The 21,113-nt window shown below is 63.6% G+C and carries 15 protein-coding genes; 6 read left to right on the forward strand and 9 right to left on the reverse strand.

All coding sequences use genetic code 11. The features are described from left to right. Positions 1-42 precede the first annotated feature (42 nt). Together IVA93_RS32840 and IVA93_RS32845 are read right to left on the reverse strand one after the other, a co-directional pair. Complete coding sequence (locus tag IVA93_RS32840) at positions 43-1,551, reverse strand: metallophosphoesterase family protein (RefSeq protein ID WP_085361622.1); 1,509 nt, start codon at positions 1,549-1,551, stop codon at positions 43-45. A gap of 281 nt (positions 1,552-1,832) precedes the next feature. After that, the gene (locus IVA93_RS32845; RefSeq protein WP_018454690.1) at positions 1,833-2,036 is read right to left on the reverse strand and encodes a hypothetical protein; all 204 of its coding nucleotides are present in this window, start codon (positions 2,034-2,036) and stop codon (positions 1,833-1,835) included. Between the two features lie 202 nt (positions 2,037-2,238). Here IVA93_RS32845 and IVA93_RS32850 point away from each other — a divergent pair, with 202 nt between their 5' ends. Together IVA93_RS32850 and IVA93_RS32855 are read left to right on the forward strand one after the other, a co-directional pair. After that, a complete protein-coding gene (locus IVA93_RS32850; protein WP_085361623.1) occupies positions 2,239-3,612 on the forward strand; it encodes a leucyl aminopeptidase family protein in 1,374 nt (457 codons plus the stop codon). After that, positions 3,605-4,495: a C40 family peptidase gene (locus tag IVA93_RS32855; protein ID WP_018454692.1), complete on the forward strand. Its 891-nt coding sequence runs from the start codon at positions 3,605-3,607 to the stop codon at positions 4,493-4,495. Before IVA93_RS32850 ends, IVA93_RS32855 begins: the two co-directional genes overlap by 8 nt. 6 nt (positions 4,496-4,501) lie before the next feature. On the opposite strand, the gene IVA93_RS32860 is transcribed toward IVA93_RS32855, so the two are convergent. From IVA93_RS32860 to IVA93_RS32885, 6 genes are all read right to left on the reverse strand, one after another. Beyond that, complete coding sequence (locus IVA93_RS32860) at positions 4,502-6,139, reverse strand: ABC transporter ATP-binding protein (protein WP_018454693.1); 1,638 nt, start codon at positions 6,137-6,139, stop codon at positions 4,502-4,504. Between the two features lie 4 nt (positions 6,140-6,143). Further along, positions 6,144-7,325: an ABC transporter permease gene (locus IVA93_RS32865; RefSeq protein WP_018454694.1), complete on the reverse strand. Its 1,182-nt coding sequence runs from the start codon at positions 7,323-7,325 to the stop codon at positions 6,144-6,146. After that, a complete protein-coding gene (locus tag IVA93_RS32870) occupies positions 7,325-8,434 on the reverse strand; it encodes a microcin C ABC transporter permease YejB (protein WP_018454695.1) in 1,110 nt (369 codons plus the stop codon). Before IVA93_RS32870 ends, IVA93_RS32865 begins: the two co-directional genes overlap by 1 nt. Then, positions 8,431-10,311 carry an extracellular solute-binding protein gene (locus IVA93_RS32875; protein ID WP_018454696.1) on the reverse strand — a complete coding sequence of 627 codons (1,881 nt, stop codon included), beginning with the start codon at positions 10,309-10,311 and terminating at the stop codon, positions 8,431-8,433. The genes IVA93_RS32870 and IVA93_RS32875 overlap by 4 nt, the downstream gene beginning before the upstream one ends. A gap of 14 nt (positions 10,312-10,325) precedes the next feature. Continuing rightward, positions 10,326-12,227, reverse strand: coding sequence for an extracellular solute-binding protein (locus IVA93_RS32880; RefSeq protein WP_026232797.1), 1,902 nt, complete (start codon positions 12,225-12,227; stop codon positions 10,326-10,328). A 209-nt stretch (positions 12,228-12,436) separates the two neighbouring features. Further along, positions 12,437-12,991, reverse strand: coding sequence for a c-type cytochrome (locus tag IVA93_RS32885; RefSeq protein ID WP_018454698.1), 555 nt, complete (start codon positions 12,989-12,991; stop codon positions 12,437-12,439). 219 nt (positions 12,992-13,210) lie between these two features. Here IVA93_RS32885 and IVA93_RS32890 point away from each other — a divergent pair, with 219 nt between their 5' ends. Together IVA93_RS32890 and IVA93_RS32895 are read left to right on the forward strand one after the other, a co-directional pair. Continuing rightward, positions 13,211-13,951 (forward strand): 3-deoxy-manno-octulosonate cytidylyltransferase, encoded by a 741-nt coding sequence (locus IVA93_RS32890; RefSeq protein ID WP_018454699.1) that lies wholly within the window; start codon positions 13,211-13,213, stop codon positions 13,949-13,951. Positions 13,952-13,972: 21 nt separating this feature from the next. Beyond that, positions 13,973-14,818, forward strand: coding sequence for a prephenate dehydratase (locus tag IVA93_RS32895; protein WP_018454700.1), 846 nt, complete (start codon positions 13,973-13,975; stop codon positions 14,816-14,818). 45 nt (positions 14,819-14,863) lie between these two features. Here IVA93_RS32895 and IVA93_RS32900 read toward each other — a convergent pair whose 3' ends face one another. Further along, on the reverse strand, positions 14,864-15,877 hold the full coding sequence (locus IVA93_RS32900) for an LLM class flavin-dependent oxidoreductase (RefSeq protein ID WP_018454701.1): 1,014 nt from the start codon (positions 15,875-15,877) through the stop codon (positions 14,864-14,866). A gap of 399 nt (positions 15,878-16,276) precedes the next feature. On the opposite strand from IVA93_RS32900, the gene metF reads away from it, so the two are divergent. Both metF and metH read left to right on the forward strand, forming a co-directional pair. Continuing rightward, the gene (gene metF, locus IVA93_RS32905; RefSeq protein ID WP_026232798.1) at positions 16,277-17,197 is read left to right on the forward strand and encodes a methylenetetrahydrofolate reductase [NAD(P)H]; all 921 of its coding nucleotides are present in this window, start codon (positions 16,277-16,279) and stop codon (positions 17,195-17,197) included. 6 nt (positions 17,198-17,203) lie between these two features. Then, positions 17,204-21,067 carry a methionine synthase gene (gene metH, locus IVA93_RS32910; protein WP_204513270.1) on the forward strand — a complete coding sequence of 1,288 codons (3,864 nt, stop codon included), beginning with the start codon at positions 17,204-17,206 and terminating at the stop codon, positions 21,065-21,067. Positions 21,068-21,113: the final 46 nt, after the last annotated feature.

A 21,113-nucleotide genomic window follows, 5' to 3' on the forward strand; every position in this document is an offset into this window, starting at 1 on the left:
TGTTAACCCTAACGGCCGGTTAATGCTCCCGGCCCGGGCCCGTCACTGCGGCGCCTGCGGCGGCACCTCGCCGCCGAGACCCGCATCGAGGCCGAGCGCCTTCGCCTGCTCGTTCAGGTCCCGCAGCAATTGCAGTCGTTGCCGCGTCTCGATCGCGACATCGATGCCCGGACGCACGACCCTCGGCAATTCGCGTCGAAGATCGTCACGATTGACCAGACGCCTCGCGCGGAGCTCGTCGAGCTGAACGTCGTCGATGCCGAGCACATTTGCAGATTGCTCGATCAGTCGGCGCAGTAGTGACGTCACCGCGGCCTCGACATCATGCTTGCGTGCGGATCTCGAGAACTTGCTTTCCAGATCGGCCCAGACATGAGAGGTCACGAGATAGACGTGGAGCAAATTGGCCCAATCCACCTCGTCGTCGGCATAGAAGGCGCGGCGCAGCAGGAGCCGGCGCGCGAATGCTGCGACCTGATTCCGTTTCAGCGTGGTGCATGCGTCGATCTCGATGCCCGATTGGACGGCCGGATCTCGGGAAAAATCCCGTCCGGCCGGCAGTCTGACGACGCCGTGCGGCAGGTTGGAATCGAGCGGCCTGAAGACACCATCCTTGCGCGGACGTGAGTAGCGGGCGATCGCGAAGCGATACTCTGTGCGGCCGCCATGGGACATCGGGTCGGACATCGGGCCGAAATGGATGACGTTGAAGCCGGCATCGTCACCGGCCTGCCCGGTCGATGACGGACAGGACAGGACGTAGATCGTGCGCCAGAATGCTTCAGCGCTCTCGCTCGACGTGGCGCGCGGATCGGGAATCGAATAACGCGTCAGCCCTTCGACATGCCGGTGTCCGTGCAGGACCAGATCGACATTGAGCGATGTCGCCGCTTCGAGGAAGGTCGCGGGCGCGGCGAGATACATCAGCGGCTCGTCGGGCACGCCGAGAAACCGCTTTCCTTCTCCGGTCGCCTGCGGCAGTGGATGATGGTGCAGCGCCAGCACGCGCACGAGGTTTTCCACCGGCTCGGCATAATCGGCGCGGCCGCCCGACCCGAGGCTGCCCGCGAGCTTGACGCTCAGCCGCGCGGAATCCGAAACCATGGCGCTATAGGCGCTCTGGTCGACGTTGCCGCTCACGAGCGTCGTGAGGCTCGCGCGGTTGGAATCCAGCAGCACCAGATCGAGGCCGGCCTGACGGTAGTAGACGCTCTTCGAGGTCCGCGGCAAATGCAGGTAATCATAAACATCGTGGCGACCTGCACGCTGGCTCGGTCGCTTGACGTCGTGATTGCCGGCAATTGCCTGGATGTCGGTGAACAGCCCGGTCTGCCGGAAGGACGCAATGACGGCGATCGCTTCGTCGAGCGCAGGCGGCGCCGGGTCGTCCACGATATCGCCGGTGATCAGCAGGATGCGATCGGGAACATCCGCGAAGTCCGCCATCCTCTCGCGAATTGCGGCATTGAGCGTCTCGATGGTCGCAAGCAGTCGACCAGACCCGTCCAGATGCAGGTCGGAAATCTGTACGATGACGAACGATCTATCCATTTTGCGTCGCTTATTTGCGAATGCCGCGCCGCGCAAACGATGAGAGAAATGCCTTCGACGATCAGGTTCAGTCCGGTATCAATCAGCCCGGGCCATGATGAGCCGGGTAAGAATTGACCCCATCCCCTGTTGTTGCACTCCGTGCAGAACCGTACGACACAATCTAAAATATTGGGCAATAATGCCACAACCGCAGCGCTAGTAAAGCCCTGCGGCCGCTCGCGTGGATCGTGTCCTCGGCATGAGACGGGGCTCGCCCGATGATGGTTTCGCTCACCCGATCAATATTCGATAGCGAGCCTCTTGCGAATTTCATCAATGCGCTTGTCCAATGCATCGAACCGCGCGTGAACGGAGCGGTCGTGGAGATAGAAGACGTAACCGCCGGCAAGGAACGCGAATATCCAATGATGATGCTCGACATAGCCAAAAATCGCCTCGACCGCCTGCCCGATGAAGGTGACCACGCTCCACACAAATTCCATTGCATTTCCTCCCGGCCGGCTTTGTCGTCGGCCGCCGGAGATCTGCACACCTGACGGCCGTTGCCGGAACCTAGCATGGCCCCTTTGCTGCGAGTAGCGGACCGCCGAACGGTGGCAGCAAAGCTGATTGCGGCGGCGGCAAAACTCTGCGAAATCTCGTCCGTTCGTATGACCCGCTCGATCTGACGATCCGGACCCGCCAATGCCTTCTGTCTTCGAGACGTCGCCTACCGCCATCCCGATCACCTTCGTCACCAAGTCGAGCTGGGATCAGGTCGCCGAGGGGCTACCGGCGGCGCAACGCCAGTTCGCCACCGCGAGCGCCTTCACCGCAAAGCCGGGCGGCTATCTCGCGCTGCCCGCGCCCGATGGCGCGATCGCGCAAGTGCTGTTCGGGCTCGAGGACGAGGGTGCAAAATCGCGCGACCTGTTCCGACCGGGCGCCCTGCCCGGCCTCCTGCCGCCGGGCATCTATCGCTTCGCCAATGCACCGCAGGATGCACGGCTCGCCGCACTCGCCTTCGCGCTCGGCAGCTACCGCTTCGCCCGGTACCGCAAGGCCGATCGCCCCGAGGTCAGCCTCGTTCCCCCCGACGGCGTCGACGCGACCGACATCAATCGCATGGCGGACGCCGCAATGCTGGCGCGCGACCTCATCAACACGCCGGCCAACGACATGGGGCCGGAGGAGCTGGCCGCAGCCGCGCAGGATCTCGCCGCCGAATTCGGCGCAAGCTTTGCCTGCACCATCGGTGACGACTTAAAGACGAATTTTCCACTGATCCACGCCGTCGGCATGGCATCTAGCCGCGCGCCGCGGCTGATCGACATTGGCTGGGGCGACCCGGCTCATCCCAAGGTGACGCTGGTCGGCAAGGGCGTCTGCTTTGACACCGGCGGGCTCGACTTGAAGCCTCCGAGCGGCATGCTGATCATGAAGAAGGACATGGGCGGCGCCGCCAACGTGCTGGCGCTGGCGCGCATGGTGATGGATGCGAAGCTGAAGGTGCGACTGCGCGTGCTGATTCCGGCCGTGGAGAACGCGGTCGCGGGCAATGCCTTCCGCCCGCTCGACATCTTCACCTCGCGCAAGGGCATCACGGTCGAGATCGGCAATACGGACGCAGAGGGGCGGCTGGTGCTCGCCGACGCGCTGGCGCTTGCGGACGAGGAAAAGCCGGACCTGCTGATCGATCTCGGCACGTTGACGGGAGCGGCACGCGTCGCGCTGGGGCCGGATTTACCGCCCTTTTACACCAATGATGAGACGCTTGCCGCTGACGTCGCACGATGCGCGGCGAGGGAGAACGATCCGTTGTGGCGCATGCCACTGTGGCCGCCTTACGATGCGTGGCTGGATTCCAAGACCGCCACTATCACCAACGCACCATCAGGCGGCTTTGCCGGCTCGATCATTTGCGCGCTGTTCCTGCAACGCTTCGTCGAGCATGCCAGGAGCTGGCTGCATGTCGACATCTACGGCTGGACGCCGTCGGCGAAGCCCGCACGCCCCGAGGGCGGCGAGTGCCAGGCCGCGCGCGCGATCTACACATTGCTGAGCGAGCGCTATGCGTGATCCAGAACACGATCTAAGCCACGATCCAAGTCACGATCCAAGATACGATCCAAGGCTGACACCGTCGCGCGGCGACATCGCCGCGAAATACCTCGAAAGCAAGGTGCAGGCGGATCGTTTCGTCACGGGCGAGGAATTCGAGATCATCGCGGCGATCGCGCCCGTGCGCGAGCAGCCGTCGTCGAACGCGATGCTAATGACACAAGCGTTGCGCGGCGAGGGCGTCACGGTTTACGACCGCAACGGCGAAGGCTGGGCATGGGGTCAACTTTCAGGTGACGGCTATGTCGGCTGGCTGCCGGACGCAGCGCTCATGAAGCCCGCGGCCGCGCCGACCCATATGGTCAGTGCTTTACGAACCTTTGCCTTCCCCGGTCCCTCGATCAAGCTGCGGCCAGCAGACACGCTGGTGATGGGATCGAAGATCGCGGTTGCACGCGAGGACGGCAGCTTCGCCGTGACACGCGACGGACACTATCTGCCGAAGGCCCATCTCGCCCCGCTTGGTCATTGCGAGCCGGATTTCGTCGCAGTCGCCGAGCGTTTCGTCGGCACGCCCTATCTCTGGGGTGGCAAGAGCAGCCTTGGCGTCGATTGCTCCGGCCTGGTCCAGATGTCGCTGACATCGGCGGGCATCGGCTGCCCGCGCGACAGCGACATGCAGCAGGCCGGCCTCGGCCGCGCGCTGGAGCCCCATGAGCAAAGCAGCTTGCTGCGCGGCGATCTCATTTTCTGGAAAGGTCATGTCGCCATCGTCCGCGATGGCAGCACCATGGTTCACGCCAATGCGCATCACATGGCAACGGTGATCGAGCCGATCGAGCCGGCAATCGCAAGGATCAAGCAAGCCGGCAGCGAGGTCGCCGCGATCAAGCGGCTCTGACGGAGGCTACGTCGCCGCGGACCCGTTCTCCGCCGTCTCCAGCCGGAACGCCGCCGCAAACAGCGCGCGCGTGTAATCCGTCTTCGGGTTCTTGAAGAGCTCGGCGGCCTGACCTTCCTCGACCACCTTGCCGCCACGCATCACGATCAGATGGCTGGCGAGCGAGGCGACGACGCGCAGATCGTGCGAGATGAACATGTAAGTGAGATCGCGCCGGCGCTGCAATTCACGCAGCAGATCGACCATCTGCGCCTGAATCAGCATGTCGAGCGCACTGGTCGGCTCGTCCAGGACGACGAAATCCGGCTCCAGCACCACCGCCCGCGCGATGCTGATGCGCTGGCGCTGGCCGCCGGAGAATTCATGCGGATAACGGTGGCGAGTATCCGGTTTCAGTCCGACGTCCTCGAGCGCCTTGACGACGCGCTCCTCCCGCTCGCCTCGCGAGAGCTGCGGCTGATGCACGGTGAGGCCTTCGGCGACGATGTCGGCGACCGACATGCGCGGGCTGAGCGAGCCGAACGGATCCTGGAACACGATCTGCATGTCGCGCCGGAACGGCCGCATCTCCTTGAAGCGCAGGCCCTGGATATCTTTTCCCAGGAACACAATGCGTCCGTTCGAGGAGATCAGCCGCAGCAATGCGAGCCCCAGCGTGGTCTTGCCCGAGCCGGACTCGCCGACAACGCCGAGCGTCTCGCCCTTGCGCACGGCGATGCTGACGCCGTCGACCGCCTTGATGTGGCCGACCGTCTTACGCATCAGCCCCCGCTTGATCGGGAACCAGACCTTTAGGTCGTCGGCGGACATCACCACCGGGGCATCCGGCTGCGGCGGCGCCGGATCTGGCTTCGGCTCCGCGGCGAGCAGGTCGCGCGTATAGGGATGCTTCGGGGTCTTGAAGACGTGCTCGACCGGCCCCTGCTCGACGATCTCGCCCCCCTTCATGACGCAGACCTGGTCGGCGATGCGGCGCACGATGCCGAGATCGTGGGTGATGAAGAGCAGGCTCATGCCGAGCCGGCCGCGGATCTCTGCGAGCAGCGTCAGGATCTGCGCCTGCACGGTAACGTCGAGCGCCGTGGTCGGCTCGTCCGCGATCAGGAGGTCCGGCTCGTTGGCGAGCGCCATCGCGATCATCACGCGCTGGCGCTGGCCGCCGGAGAGCTGGTGCGGATAGCTCTTCAGCCGCGTTTCAGGCTCGGGAATGCCGACCTGCGTGAGCAATTCCAGCGTCCGCCTGCGCGCCTCGGCATTGCTGGTCGGATTGTGCAGCTGAATGATCTCGCCGATCTGCGCCTCGATCGTATGCAGCGGGTTGAGCGAGGTCATCGGCTCCTGGAAGATGATCGAGATGTCGCTGCCGCGAATCTCCCGCATCTCCTGCTCCGACCGGTCGATCAGTTCCTGGCCCTTGAAGTGGATGCTGCCCGAGGGATGCGAGGCATTTGGATAGGGCAAGAGCTTGAGAATCGAGAGCGCGCTGACCGACTTGCCGGAGCCGGACTCGCCGACCAGCGCCAGGCACTCGCCGCGCTTGATCTGGAACGAGACCTTGTCGACCGCGAGCGTGGTGGCGCCCCCCTGGTGGAAGGCCACCGAGAGGTCGCGCACGCTGAGCAAAGGCTGGTTGATCGCGTCCATTGGCTTACCTGAACGTCTTGCGCGGATCGAATGCGTCGCGCACGGCCTCGCCGATGAAGATCAAAAGCGACAGCATGATCGCGACCGAGAAGAAGCCGGAAAAACCGAGCCACGGCGCCTGCACGTTGGACTTGCCCTGCGACAGCAACTCGCCGAGCGACGGCGAGCCGGGCGGCAGTCCGAACCCCAGGAAATCGAGCGCCGTCAGCGTCATCACCGAACTCGACACGATGAACGGCAGGAACGTCATGGTCGCGACCATCGCGTTCGGCAACAGATGCCGGAACATGATGACCTTGTTCGACACGCCGAGCGCCCGCGCCGCCTGGATATACTCGAAATTGCGCCCGCGCAGGAATTCCGCGCGCACGAGTCCGACCAGCGACACCCAGGAAAATAACAACAGGATGCCGAGAAGCACGAAGAAGCCGGGCACCAGCACCGACGACAAGATCAGCAGCAGATAGAGCGAAGGGATCGCAGTCCATATCTCGATGAAACGCTGGAACAACAGGTCGATCCAGCCGCCGAAATAGCCCTGCACCGCGCCGGCCGCGATGCCGACGATGGAGGAGACGATGGTCAGGCAGAGGCCGAACAGCACTGAGATGCGGAAGCCGTAGATCAGCCGCGCCACCACGTCGCGGCCCTGATCGTCGGTGCCGAGCCAGTTGTATTCGAGATCGCGGCAGCTCTTGAGGCCTTTCTTCTCGACGACGGGCTTGCACTGCGCTTCCGTCAACATCCAGGTCGGCCGCGACGGCGCCGGCGTCGGCAGATCGAGATTGTGGGTGTCGTAGGAATAGCGGATCAGCGGCCAGACGATGCTGCCGCCCTTGTCCCTGATCAGCTTCTGCAAATAGGGATCGCGATAGTCGGCCGCGGTTTCGAAGTCGCCGCCGAAAGTGGTTTCCGAATAGGTGACGACGGACGGCCAATAAAGGTGGCCGTCATATTTGATCAGGAACGGCCGATCATTGGCGATCAGCTCGGCGAACAGCGACACCACAAATAGGATCAGGAAGATCCAGAACGACCAATAGCCGCGCCGGTTCGCCTTGAAATTCTGCCAGCGGCGCCTGTTGAGCGGCGACGGCACGAACGGTTTGCGAGTGATCGGCACGGCACTGCCGAGCGGCGACTTCGCAGTGGTTTCGATCGGCGTGGTGGGGGCGGCCAGCGTCATCAGACCTCCCGCGCCTCGAAATCGATTCGTGGATCGATCCACATATAGGTCAGGTCAGAGATCAGGTTGATCACGAGGCCGACGAGCGAAAAGATGAAGAGCGTGCCGAACACCACGGGGTAGTCGCGATTGAGAACGCTCTCGAAACTGAGCAGTCCCAGTCCGTCCAGCGAGAAGATGGTCTCGATCAGAAGCGAGCCCGAGAAGAAGGCGTGAATGAAGGTCGAGGGAAAGCCGGCGATGACGATCAGCATCGCGTTGCGGAAAACGTGACCGTAAAGCACCCGATTCTCGCTGCAGCCCTTCGCGCGCGCGGTCATCACGTATTGCTTGCGGATCTCGTCCAGAAACGAGTTCTTGGTCAGGAACGTCATGGTGGTGAACGCACCGAGCCCCATGGCGATCAGCGGCAGCGTCAAATGCCAGAAGTAATCGATGATCTTCCAATACCACGGAAACTGCGACCAGCCGTCTGACGTCAGTCCGCGCAGCGGGAACCAGTTGAAGAACGAACCGCCGGCAAACAGGATGATCAGGAGGATCGCGAATAGAAAGCCGGGAATCGCGTAGCCAAGTACGAGCACGCTCGACGTCCAGGTGTCGAAGCGCGTCCCGTCCCTGACCGCCTTGCGGATGCCGAGCGGAATCGAGATCAGGTAGGTCAGCAGCGTCAGCCAGATGCCGAGCGAGATCGAGACCGGCAACTTCTCCTTGACGAGCTGCAGGACGCTGACGTCGCGAAAATAGCTCTTGCCGAAATCGAAGCGGGCGAAATTCCAGACCATCAGCGCGAAGCGCTCCGGCGCCGGCTTGTCGAAGCCGAACTGCACTTCCAGCTTCTTGATGAAATCGGGATCGAGGCCTTGCGCGCCGCGATACTTCGAGTTGATGGCGTCGCCGCCGGCTCCCAACTGCCCCGGGGCGCGCTGCGCAAAGTCGCCGCCGCCCGAAATGCGCGAGGTCCCGCCGGTGTCCGCGCCCGAGAGCTGCGCGATCACGCGCTCGACCGGGCCGCCCGGCGCGAACTGCACGACGATGAAGGAGACGAAGAGGATCCCGAGCAAGGTCGGGATCATCAGCAGGATGCGGCGGGCGATGTAGGCGCTCATGGCTGCTTCGCCTGCTCGAGCCTGGCGGCCTTGCCGCCATCGTACCACCAGATGTCGGGAGCGCCGACGCCGTTGGCATAACGCGGCGGCTTCTGCGGATGACCGAATTGGTCCCAATAAGCAAGCCGGTGCGTCTTGTTGAACCAGTGCGGCACCCAATAACGGCCGGCGCGGAACAGGCGATCGAAGGCGCGGCAGGCGACGGTCAATTCCTCGCGGCTGTCGGCCGCCATGATCTTCTCGATCATGGCATCGATGGCCGGATTGGCGACGCCCGCAAGATTGTACGAGCCCTTCGTTGCCGCGACCTGCGACGAGAAGAACGAGCGCATGGCGTCGCCCGGCGTTGCCGACATGCTGAAGCGCTGGGTCGTCATATCGAAGTCGAAATCTTCCTGGCGTACCTTGTATTGCACGGCGTCGACGAGGCGCACGCTCGCTTCGATGCCAAGCGTCGCGAGATTCTTGATGTAGGGCCCATGGTGCGGCTGGAACGAAGGCTCGTCCAACAGAAATTCGATCCTGAAGATCTCGCCGTTCGGCAGCATCCTCTTGCCGTCCTTGATCGGCAGGCCGGCCTCGCTCAGCAATCGCTGCGCCCTGCGCAACAGGCTGCGATCCTGCCCGGAGCCGTCGGAGACGGGCGGCGTGAACGGTGCGGCGAACACCTCGTCCGGAACCTGGCCGCGAAACGGCTCCAGCAGCTTCAGCTCTTCCGGCGGCGGAGGCCCATCGCTCGCCATGAGGTCCGAGTTCTGAAATGGCGATACCGTGCGGGCATAAGCACCGTACATGATGGTCTTGTTGGTCCACTCGAAGTCGAAGGCGTCGATCAGTGCCTCACGCACGCGAGGATCCCTGAATTTTTCGCGCCGCGTGTTGATGAACCATCCTTGCGCGCCGGACGGCGTGTCGTCGGGCACGACCTCCATCTTGACGCGACCCTCCTTGACCGCGGGGAAGTCATAGCGGGTCGCCCAGATACGAGCGGTGAACTCTTCGCGGTAGAGATAGTTCTTGCCGGTGAAACCTTCAAAAGCGACATCGCGGTCGCGGTAGAATTCGTAGCGCACGACGTCGAAATTGTAGCTGCCACGACAGGGGGGCAGGTCGGCAGCCCACCAATCCTTGACGCGTTCGTATTCGATGTAGCGGTTGACCTCGAACTTGCCGACCTTGTACGGGCCCGAGCCCAACGGGATATCGAGCGATGTTTCGTCGAAAGCGCGAGAGGCATAATATGCTTTCGAGAAGATCGGCAGACTCGCCACATAGAGCGGCACGTCACGCGCGCGTCCCTTGGCAAAGGTGACGACCAGCGTCGCATCGTCAACGGCTTCCGCGCTGACCATGTCGCGCATCTGCACGATGATCAGCGGATGCCCCTTGGCCTTCAGCGACGTCAGCGAAAACGCCGCGTCGTGAGCGGTAAGCTTGGTGCCGTCATGGAATTTCGCCTCTGGCCGCATGGTGAAGCGATAGACCAGCCTGTCTGCCGATATATTTACAGACTTGGCGGCAAGCCCGTACATCCCGTCCGGTTCGTCATTGGCTCGCACCATCAGCGGCGCAAAAGTCATGTCCATGCCCTGCGCGCCATCGCCTTTGAGGATGAAGGCATTGAGCGAGTTGAAGGTCTGGTAGGACTGGTTGTACGCGCGCACCGACGGGATAAGCGAGAAGGTGCCGCCCTTCGGCGCGTCGACATTGACGTAGTCGAAGTGATGGAAGTCGGCGGGATATTTGAGGTCGCCGAAGGCCGACATGCCGTGGGCCTCTGCAGGCATCTCGGACGCTGTCGCGCCCCGGAGCCAGGCGGCGCTGAACGCGCCACCGGCACCCAAGGCCAGCACATGCCGGCGTGAAAGCTGCGCCATGCGAGAAATGCCCTTCACGACTTCTTTGCGATCCGCGCCGCCTTGTCCGCGTCGTACCACCAAATGAACGGGAAGCCGGACTGACCGTATTTGGGTAATTCCGCCGGCCGGCCGAACCGATCCCAGCGCGCGGTGCGCACCTTCGTATAAGTCCACTGCGGTACGACGTAGTGATTCCACAGCAGCACGCGGTCGAGTGCCTTGGTTGCCGCGACGAGATCGTCGCGACCCTTGGCGTAGATCACCCGCTCGATCAGCTTGTCGACCGCCGGATTCTTGATGCCGGTGATGTTGCGTGAACCGGCGATGTCAGCCGTCTTCGAGGACCAGAATTCGCGCTGCTCGTTACCCGGCGACTGCGACTCGCCCCAGGAGTTAGTGACGATGTCGAAATCCCACTCGCGCGTCCTGTTCTCGTACTGAGTGGGATCCACCGTCCGCACGCTGACAGCAATGCCGAGCCGTTCCAGCGACGGCTTGTAGAACAGCGTGATCCGCTCGAAGCTTGGATCCGAGTTCAGCAATTCAAGGGAGAACTGGGCGCCCGTCTTGACGTCGATCAGCTTGCGCTCGCGCACCTCGTAGCCAGCTTCCTTGAACAGGCGCAGCGCCTCGCGCAGATTGTCGCGAACGGCTTCCGGACTGCCGCCGACCGGGTTGGTGTAGGCCGTGGTGAAGACTTCGGGCGGGACCTCGGCGCGGACTGTCTCGAGGATCTCGAGCTCCTTGCCCTGCGGCAACCCGGTCGCCATCAGCTCATCGATGCCGTCGAAATAACTGCTGATGCGCTTGTACTGGCCGTAGAAGATCTGCTTGTTCATCTCCTCAAAGTCGAACGCGTAATTGAGCGCGCGTCGCACGCGCGGATCCTTAAACTTGGCGCGGCGCAGGTTCGGCACGAAGGCCTGCATGACGCCCGAGCTGCGATTGGCGAACTCCTCGAGGATCACGCGTTTTTCGGTGACGGCCGGGAAATCGTAGGCTGTCGCCCAGTTCTTCGCGCTGTTCTCGGTGCGCCAATCGACCTGATCGGCCTTGAATGCCTCAATCGCCACGGTGGCGTCGCGGAAATACTCATAGCGCAGCTCGTCGAAATTATTGCGGCCCACATTGGCGGCGAGGTCGCGCCCCCAATAATCCTTGACGCGCTCCAGCGCGATCGACCGCCCGGCAACGAATTCCTTGACCCGATAGGGGCCGGAACCTAGAGGCACTTCAAGCGTGGTGGCGGAGACATCGCGCTTGCGGCCCTGCGCATCCGTGCCCTCCCACCAATGCTTCGGCAGGACCGTGAGCTGCCCGACGATCTGCGGCAGTTCGCGGTTGCCCGGCGCGTCGAACACGAATTTTACCTCGCGCTCGCCGACCTTCTCGGCTTTCGTCACATGGCTGTAATAGGCCGAGTACTGCGGGTGGTGCTTCTTGAAGGAATCGAGCGAGAAGATCACGTCATCCGCGGTTACCGGCTTGCCGTCGTGCCATTTGGCTTGCGGCCGCAAGCGGTAAGTCACGAAGGAGAAATCATCCGGATGGCTGACGGCCTCGGCCAGCGCGCCGTACTCGGTCGAGACTTCGTCAAGCGAGGCCGTCGTGAGGGATTCGTAGATGAACGCCACGGCACCGGCGACTTGCCCCTTCACACCGGAGACGACGATGTTGAAATTGTCGAATGTGCCGACGGCGATCTGGCGCGCGACGCCGCCCTTGGGCGCTTCCGGATTGACGTAGTCGAAGCGCTTGAAATCCGCCGGGTATTTGATCTGTCCGAACAGCGACAGCGCGTGCCGCCAGGTGGGCTCGTTGGCGGATTGCGCGTGTGCCACGCCGACGCCGGAAAGGCCCCCTACGGAACCAAGGGCGGGGAGCGTTGCGGCAGCAGTGCCGGTGAGCAGGAGATCGCGTCGGGTAAGGGCCAAATCAACATTCCTGTCTTGAAGGAGGCTACTCCTTTAAGTTCCCAATATAGGCGAGGTTTCGACGGAATATGTTGCTTTTTCCTCATCTTGGAGGGCCAGCTGGCCGATCGCTGCGGCCAAACGCCCCGATAACAACGCCGCGAGGCCCGGATAAGCAAACGGCCAGGCTTTTCAGCCTGGCCGCGTACTAAGATCGAAGTCGATAGGCCTTACTTCGCCGCGGTCGGCAGCGGCTTCGGGCTGTCGGAGAGACTGTTCAGGTAAGCGATCACGTCGGCACGCTCGCTATCCTTCGGGATGCCAGCAAAGCCCATCGCGGTGCCCGGGACAGCTGCCTTGGGATTGGCGATGAACTTGTTGAGCGCATCGAAGTCCCAGGTGCCGCCCTTGGCCTTCATCGCGGCCGAGAAGTTGAAGCCGCCGCGGCCCTCGCCAACATGGTCGCCGACGACGCCATAGAGGTTCGGACCGACACGGTTCGGGCCGCCCTTCTCGAAGGTGTGGCAAGCGCCGCACTTCTTGGCAGCGGCGGCGCCCTTCTCGACCGAGGCGGTCTGGAGCAGCTTTTCGATCGGCTCGGCAGCCGCGGCGGCAGCGCCGCCTTCCTTGCCGTGGCCGGCGTCTTCCTTCACGGCGATCTCGAAGCCCGGCTTCTCCGGCATCTTGGGCGAGAACAGCGCACTGGCGGTGAAGCTCGTCACCAGCAGAAGGAGACAGGTGCCGAGCACGGCACCGAGAATCTTGTTCAGTTCGAAAGAGTCCATTTCCGGCCAGGCCCCACACCGCAAGAAGGATCGAGCGGCCCAGTGCGGCCGCCAGGACGAGCCTCGGAGAATCAACGTTCCTTACTGTTTCCCCGAGTTTTGCCATTGAGATATCGGTTTGCCCGGGGTCTGGCAACCCGTATAAGCGAGCGGGCTTCACCCCCGTCCCCACCCCATTTCCCGGCGCGGAAAACGCCCCGTTTCCAGGCCCTTGAACCGATGATCGATCCCCGCATCCTGGTGCTGATTCCGGCCCGCATGGCCGCCACCCGCCTGCCCGGCAAGCCGCTAGCCGATATCGCGGGGCAGCCGATGATCGTGCACGTGATGCGCCGTGCCGAAGCGGCCGGGATAGGCCGGGTCGCGGTCGCAACCGACACCGCGGAGATCGCATCCGTCGTGACCGCCCATGGTGGCGAGGCCGTGATGACCCGCCCGGAGCATCCGTCCGGCTCCGACCGCATCCACGAGGCCATGCAGAAGCTCGATCCGGACGGCAAAGCCGAGATCGTGGTCAATCTGCAGGGCGATTTCCCGACCATCACGATCGACAACATCCGCGAGGTGTTGCCGCCGCTGCAAGACCCCGCCGTGGATATCGCAACGCTGGCGTCGCAGATCCACACCGAGGAGGAGGACCTCGCGCCGAGCGTCGTGAAGGCGATCGGAACCTCGCTCGGCGGCAGACGCATGCGCGCACTTTATTTCACCCGCGCAACCGCGCCGACCGGCGACGGACCGCGCTACCACCATATCGGTCTCTATGCCTATCGCCGTGCCGCGCTGGAGCGCTACGTCCGGCTTCCGCCGTCGCCGCTGGAATTGCAGGAGAAGCTCGAGCAGCTCCGGGCGCTCGAGGCCGGAATGCGCATCGACTTCACCATTGTCGATACCGTGCCCCGCGGGGTCGACACGCCGGCGGACCTGGAAACCGCCCGCAGCATCCTTTCCAAATCCTGAGCCGCTGTTACAAGGCCGAGCATGAGCAAGCTGAAAATCGCATTCCAGGGCGAGCCTGGGGCCAATTCGCACATCGCCATCGTCGAGGCCTATCCCGACGCCGAGCCGATGCCCTGCGCCACCTTCGAGGACGCCTTGTCGGCGATCTCGTCGGGCGAAGCCGATCTCGGCATGATTCCGATCGAGAATTCGGTCGCAGGCCGCGTCGCCGACATCCATCATTTGCTGCCGGCCTCCGGCCTCTTCATCATCGGCGAATGGTTTCTGCCGGTCCGGCATCAGCTGATGGCGGTGAAGGGGACCAGGCTCGAGGACATCAAGAGCGTCGAGAGCCACGTGCACGCGCTCGGCCAATGCCGGCGCATCATTCGCAAGCTTGGCATCAAGCCAATCGTGCACGCCGACACCGCCGGCAGCGCCCGCGACATTTCCGAGCGTAACGACAAGTCCGTCGCCGCGATCGCCTCGCGCCTCGCCGCGCAGATCTACGGCCTCGACATCCTCGCGGAGGACATCGAGGACGAGGCCCACAACACCACGCGCTTCGTGGTGCTCGCGCGCGAACCGAAATGGGCCGCACAGGGCTCCGGTCCGTTGGTCACGACTTTTGTGTTCCGGGTGCGCAATTTGCCCGCCGCGCTCTACAAGGCGCTCGGTGGCTTTGCCACCAACGGCGTCAACATGACCAAGCTCGAGAGCTATATGGTCGACGGCAATTTCTTCGCCACGCAGTTTTATGCCGACGTCGACGGCCACCCCGCGGACAAGGGCCTCGCTTTCGCGATCGAGGAGCTGAAATTCTTCTCACGCGAATTCCGCATCGTTGGCGTGTATCCGGGGCACCCGTTCCGCGCGACGATGGAATAGATTCGTGTCCCGGACGCGCGAAGCGCGAGCCGGAGCACCAGAGCCTTATCCGACCGCCTTAAGCCCGAACGCCTCCGCCAGCAGCGAATATGATTTCTTTCGTGCCTCGTGATCGTACACGGCGGTAATCACCATCAACTCGTCCGGCTTGCTCGCATCGATCAACGGCTGCAGCGTCTTCTGCACGGTTGCCCGGCTGCCGACGAACAGACGGGAACGGTTGCGCCGCATCGAGGCGCGCTCCGAGTCGGTATAGGGATAGGCCAGCGCCTCTTCGACGCTCGGCAACGGAAGATACTGGCCGCGGTCCCGGCGCAGGCGGTTGAGGTCGAAAGACGCGGCGAGCTTTTCGGCTTCGTCATCCGTGTCGGCCGCAATGACGGCGACCGCGAGGATCGCGCGCGGGCTCGCACTCCAGGCCGAGGGCTGAAAACGATTGCGATAATGCACCATCGCATCGATCGCATCGTGGGACGCAAAATGATGGGCGAATGCGAACCCCATGCCGATTTGCGCGGCGAGCTCCGACGAATAATCGCTGGAGCCGAGCAGCCAGATCGGCGGCAACGGCGTATCGTCGGGCATCGCAACGACGTTGTGATAGGGATGGCCCGAGGGGAATTCCCGGGTCTGCCACAGGATCAATTCGTGCAGCCGCTCGAGGAAATCGTCGCCTTCGCGACGGTCGAGCCGGCTGCGCAGCGCATAGGCCGTGGCGCCGTCGGTGCCAGGGGCGCGGCCGAGGCCGAGATCGATGCGGCCCGGAAACAGCGCCTCCAGCATCTTGAAGCGCTCGGCCACGACCAGCGGCGCGTGATTGGGCAGCATCACGCCACCGGAGCCGACGCGGATGTGCTTGGTCACCGCCGCGATCTGCCCGATCATCACGTCGGGCGCCGGGCTCGCGACGGAGGCGAGGTTGTGATGCTCGGCGAGCCAATAGCGGACATAGCCGAGCCCATCGACATGGCGCGCCAGGTCGATGCTGTTGCGCAGCGCCGCGGCGGGCTTTGTGCCGGTGGTGACGACGGAGAGGTCGAGGACTGAGAGCGGGATCATGGCGCGCTAACGTAGTGGAGGGCAGCGCGGCGGCAATGGGAGGGCGCGCAGATCTGACGTGCAGGCCAGGGCCCGCGCGCTCCGGACCCGCGCCGCGGCGTTGGGACAATGATCAATCTGGCAACATGACTTTCATACTGCCCACTCAATATATTGCGCCAGTTAATCCGCAAGTTCTCCCTACTTGGCTGGTATATTTATCTTTTTATACCAAACCGAGCTTCCCACTTCGATTCTAGATCACCGAATATTTTATGCCAACACCGCCAAAGTGGGCCACTTCCCATTACCGATGGGCTGTCGGATGCGGCCGCTTTGGCTTATCTTGGCCTTTCGCAATCTAGACCTGACCGCCGGCCGCCAACGACCCGGCGCGCCCTTGGAGAGTGAGTGGTGCCCATGACTGACGCGACAATGCCTGCCCACACCGGCGGGCAAGACGGGTACCTGAAGCGGCCTGCGATTTCCTTCGAGTTCTTTCCGCCCAAGACCGAAGATATGGAGCGCAATCTCTGGGACACCATCAACCGGCTGGCCCCGCTCGACCCGAAATTCGTCTCGGTGACCTATGGCGCCGGCGGCTCGACCCGTGAGCGGACCCACGCGACCATCTCGCGCATCCTGAAAGAAACCGCGCTGCTGCCGGCCGCGCATCTGACCTGCGTCGGCGCCTCCCGCGGGGAGATCGACGAGATCGTCGACCGCTATCACGAGGTCGGCGTCCGCCACATCGTCGGCCTGCGCGGCGATCCCCCGAGCGGCATTGGCACGGCCTATTCTAGCCATCCCGATGGCTACCAGAGCTCCGCCGACCTCGTCGCCGGCATCAAGAAGCGGCACGGCGATATCGAGGTGTCGGTCTCGGCGTACCCTGAGAAGCATCCCGAGGCGCGCGACTTCGACGATGACATCGACACGCTGCAGGCCAAGGTCGATGCAGGTGCGACCCGCGCGATCACGCAGGTGTTCTTCGATAACGACCTCTATTTCCGCTATCTCGACCGCGTGCGCGCGCGCGGGATCAACATCCCGATCGTGCCGGGCATCATGCCCATGCATAATTTCAAGCAGGCTCGCAATTTCGTCACCCGCGCCGGCACCTCCGTGCCGGACTGGTTCGCCGCGAAATTCGAGGGGCTCGACGAAGACGCCGAGACCCGCAAGCTGGTGGCGGCGACCGTCGCGGCCGGCCAGGTGCAGAAGCTGGCCAAGCACGGCGTCGACACCTTCCATTTCTACACCATGAACCGCGCCGATCTCGTGTTCGCGATCAGCCATTTGCTCGGCATCCGCGCCAAGAGCGCGCAGAAGGCGGCTTAAGACACCATGACCGTATCCACCTCTCCCAAGCGAACCGCCCTGCTCAACGCCGCGCGCGAGCGCATTCTCGTGCTCGACGGCGCCATGGGCACGATGATCCAGAATCTCCAGTTCGACGAGGCCGCCTTCCGCGGCGAGCGATTCAAGAACTTCCATCGCGATTTGCGCGGCAACAACGACCTCTTGATCCTGACCCAACCGCAGGCGATCGAGGACATCCACGCCGCTTACTTGCGCGCCGGCGCCGACATCGTCGCGACCAACACCTTCTCCACGACCTCGATTGCCCAAGCCGATTACGATCTCGCCGACATCGTCTACGAGATGGCGCGAGAAGGCGCCCGCCTCGCCGGCAACGCCGCACGCCGCGTCGAGGCCGAGGACGGCAAGCCGCGCTTCGTCGCCGGCGCCATCGGACCGACCAACCGCACCGCCTCGATCTCGCCCGACGTGTCCAATCCCGGCTACCGCGCCGTCACGTTCGACGACCTGCGCAAATCCTATGGCGAGCAGATCAACGGCATGCTCGACGGCGGCGTCGATCTGCTGCTGGTCGAGACCATCTTCGACACGCTGAACGCCAAGGCGGCGCTGTACGCGATCGCCGAGATCACGGAAGAACGTGGCATCGACATGCCCGTGATGGTGTCGGGCACCATCACCGACAAGTCCGGCCGCCTGCTGTCCGGCCAGTTGCCGGAAGCGTTCTGGCATTCGGTCCAGCACGCCAAGCCCGTCACCATCGGCTTCAACTGCGCGCTCGGCGCGGAAGATCTGCGCGCGCATATCGCCGATATCGGCCGCGTCGCCGACACGCTTGTTTGCGCCTATCCCAATGCCGGCCTGCCCAACGAGTTCGGCCAGTATGACGAGACCCCGGAATACATGGCCCGCCTGGTCGGCGAGTTCGCGCGCGATGGCCTCGTCAACATCGTCGGCGGTTGCTGCGGCACCACGCCGGACCATATCGCGGCGATTGCGGCTGCGGTCGCGCCGCACAAGCCGCGCATCGTGCCGGAGATCGAACCTCGCTTGCGGCTCTCCGGCCTCGAGCCGTTCATCCTGACCGACGCCATTCCCTTCGTGAACGTCGGCGAGCGCACCAACGTCACCGGCTCCGCCCGCTTCCGCAAGCTGGTCACCGCCGGCGACTACACCGCCGCGCTGCAGGTCGCGCGCGACCAGGTCGAGAACGGCGCGCAGATCATCGACGTCAACATGGACGAGGGTCTTCTGGACTCGGAAGCCGCGATGGTGACCTTCCTCAACCTTGTCGCCGCCGAGCCCGACATTGCCCGCGTCCCCGTAATGGTCGACAGCTCGAAATTCTCCGTGATCGAGGCCGGCCTGAAATGCGTGCAGGGCAAGCCGGTCGTCAACTCGATCTCGATGAAGGAAGGCGAGGACAAATTCATTCACGAGGCCAAGATCGCCCGCCGTCACGGCGCGGCCGTCGTGGTGATGGCGTTCGACGAGGTCGGCCAGGCCGACACGTTCGCCCGCAAGACCGAGATCTGCAAGCGCGCCTACGACATCCTGGTGAACCGCGTCGGCTTCCCGCCGGAAGACATCATCTTCGATCCCAATATTTTCGCGATCGCAACCGGCATCGAGGAGCACAACAATTACGGCGTCGACTTCATCGAGGCGACGCGCTGGATCCGCAAGAATCTGCCGGGCGCGCACATTTCTGGTGGTGTGTCCAATTTGTCGTTCTCGTTCCGCGGCAACGAGCCGGTGCGCGAGGCCATGCACTCGGTGTTCCTGTATCACGCCATCAAGGCCGGCATGGACATGGGCATCGTCAATGCCGGGCAGATGATCGTCTATGACGATATCGATCCCGAATTGCGCCAGGTGTGCGAGGACGTCATCCTCAACCGCGACCCCGGTGCGTCCGAGCGTCTGCTGGCGCTTGCGGAAAGATTCCGCGGCAACAAGACTCAGACCAAGGAAGCCGATCTCGCCTGGCGCGAATGGCCGGTGGCGAAGCGGCTGTCACATTCGCTGGTGCACGGCATCACCGAATTCATCGAGCAGGATACCGAAGAGGCCCGCAAGGCCTCGACGCGGCCACTCGACGTGATCGAGGGACCGCTGATGGCCGGCATGAACGTGGTCGGCGATCTCTTCGGCGACGGCAAGATGTTCCTGCCGCAGGTGGTGAAGTCGGCCCGCGTGATGAAGCAGGCTGTCGCCTGGCTGATGCCGTTCATGGAGGAGGAGAAGGCGCGCAATCTCGCCAACGGCATCGGCACGGAAGGCTCCTCGTCCGCCGGCAAGATCGTGCTCGCGACCGTCAAGGGCGACGTCCACGACATCGGCAAGAACATCGTTGGCATCGTGCTCCAGTGCAACAATTACGAGGTCATCGACCTCGGCGTGATGGTGCCCGCGGCCAAGATCGTCGATACGGTGAAGGCGGAGAAGGCCGACATCGTCGGGCTGTCCGGCCTGATCACACCCTCGCTCGACGAGATGGCGTTCTTCGCCGCAGAATTGCAGCGCGAAGGCCTCAAGCTGCCGCTCTTGATCGGCGGCGCCACCACGAGCCGCGTGCATACGGCGGTGAAGATCGACCCGAGCTATCGCGCAGGCCCCGTGGTGCATGTCAACGACGCCAGCCGCGCCGTCGGTGTTGCGTCGGCGCTGCTGTCGCCCGAGAGGCGCGAGGCCTATGCCGCGGAGGTGCGCGCCGAATACGCAAAGATCTCGGACGCCCATATGCGCGCCCAGGCCGACAAGAAGCGGCTGAAGCTGGCGACCGCCCGCGCCAACCGCGTGCCGGTCGACTTCACCGCGAACAAGCCGGTGAAGCCGACCTTCCTCGGCACCCGAAGCTTTGACGACTACGATCTCGCCGAGCTGGTGCCCTATATCGACTGGACCCCGTTCTTCCAGACCTGGGAGCTCGCCGGACGCTTCCCCGCCATCCTCGACGACGCCAAGGTCGGCGAAGTTGCGCGCTCGCTCTACGGCGACGCGCGCAAGATGCTCGACCTGATCGTCAAGGAGAAATGGTTCCGCGCGCGCGCCACCGTCGGCTTCTGGCCGGCCAATGCGCAGGGCGACGACATCGTGCTCTATGCCGACGAGAGCCGGACCAGGACGATCGCGACGCTGCACACGCTGCGCCAGCAGCTCGAGAAGCGCGAGGGCCGTTTCAACGCCGCGCTGTCCGACTTCGTCGCGCCCGCCACAACCGGCGTGCCCGACTATGTCGGCGGCTTCGTCGTCACCGCCGGCATCGGCGAGGATGTGGTCGCTGACCGTTTCAAGATGGCCAATGACGACTATTCCTCGATCCTGTGCAAGGCGCTGGCCGACCGCCTGGCCGAAGCGTTCGCCGAGCGCATGCATGCCCGCGTCCGCCGCGAATTCTGGGCCTATGCGCCGGACGAGACGCTCTCCCCCGACGAGTTGATCCTCGAAAAGTATCAGGGCATCCGTCCCGCCCCCGGCTATCCCGCGCAACCCGATCACACCGAGAAGGCCACGCTGTTCGAGCTGCTCGATGCCGAGAACACCGCCGGCGTGAAGCTGACCGAGAGCTATGCGATGTGGCCGGGCTCCTCCGTGTCGGGGCTCTATCTCGCCAATCCAGAGAGCTATTATTTCGGAGTCGGCAAGATCGAGCGCGATCAGGTCGAGGATTATGCTGCGCGCAAGGGCATGAGCGTCGCCGAGACCGAGCGCTGGCTCGCGCCGATTCTGAACTACATCCCGACGCGAGAGGGTGGGAGCGACAAGGCGGCGTTCACGGCAACGCCGGCGAACGACGAGACGTCGAAGGAGCTTGCGTCGCATCCGCCGGGCTGCACCTGCGCGGTGCACCTGGTCTGGCAGAAGAAGCGCGCGGGCGCGGGTTAGGCGCCCTCCAAACAGAAAACGAGAAATCAACCCCATGCACAGTAGG

Source organism: Bradyrhizobium sp. 155 (assembly GCF_023101105.1).
Taxonomy (GTDB): domain Bacteria; phylum Pseudomonadota; class Alphaproteobacteria; order Rhizobiales; family Xanthobacteraceae; genus Bradyrhizobium; species Bradyrhizobium canariense_D.

Bases quoted from the DNA above. Each gene is read 5' to 3' on its own strand.
- IVA93_RS32840 (WP_085361622.1), bottom strand. From the start codon at position 1,551: ATGGATAGATCGTTCGTCATCGTACAGATTTCCGACCTGCATCTGGAC.
- IVA93_RS32845 (WP_018454690.1), bottom strand. From the start codon at position 2,036: ATGGAATTTGTGTGGAGCGTGGTCACCTTCATCGGGCAGGCGGTCGAG.
- IVA93_RS32850 (WP_085361623.1), top strand. From the start codon at position 2,239: ATGCCTTCTGTCTTCGAGACGTCGCCTACCGCCATCCCGATCACCTTC.
- IVA93_RS32855 (WP_018454692.1), top strand. From the start codon at position 3,605: ATGCGTGATCCAGAACACGATCTAAGCCACGATCCAAGTCACGATCCA.
- IVA93_RS32860 (WP_018454693.1), bottom strand. From the start codon at position 6,139: ATGGACGCGATCAACCAGCCTTTGCTCAGCGTGCGCGACCTCTCGGTG.
- IVA93_RS32865 (WP_018454694.1), bottom strand. From the start codon at position 7,325: ATGACGCTGGCCGCCCCCACCACGCCGATCGAAACCACTGCGAAGTCG.
- IVA93_RS32870 (WP_018454695.1), bottom strand. From the start codon at position 8,434: ATGAGCGCCTACATCGCCCGCCGCATCCTGCTGATGATCCCGACCTTG.
- IVA93_RS32875 (WP_018454696.1), bottom strand. From the start codon at position 10,311: ATGGCGCAGCTTTCACGCCGGCATGTGCTGGCCTTGGGTGCCGGTGGC.
- IVA93_RS32885 (WP_018454698.1), bottom strand. From the start codon at position 12,991: ATGGACTCTTTCGAACTGAACAAGATTCTCGGTGCCGTGCTCGGCACC.
- IVA93_RS32890 (WP_018454699.1), top strand. From the start codon at position 13,211: ATGATCGATCCCCGCATCCTGGTGCTGATTCCGGCCCGCATGGCCGCC.
- IVA93_RS32895 (WP_018454700.1), top strand. From the start codon at position 13,973: ATGAGCAAGCTGAAAATCGCATTCCAGGGCGAGCCTGGGGCCAATTCG.
- IVA93_RS32900 (WP_018454701.1), bottom strand. From the start codon at position 15,877: ATGATCCCGCTCTCAGTCCTCGACCTCTCCGTCGTCACCACCGGCACA.
- metF (WP_026232798.1), top strand. From the start codon at position 16,277: ATGACTGACGCGACAATGCCTGCCCACACCGGCGGGCAAGACGGGTAC.
- metH (WP_204513270.1), top strand. From the start codon at position 17,204: ATGACCGTATCCACCTCTCCCAAGCGAACCGCCCTGCTCAACGCCGCG.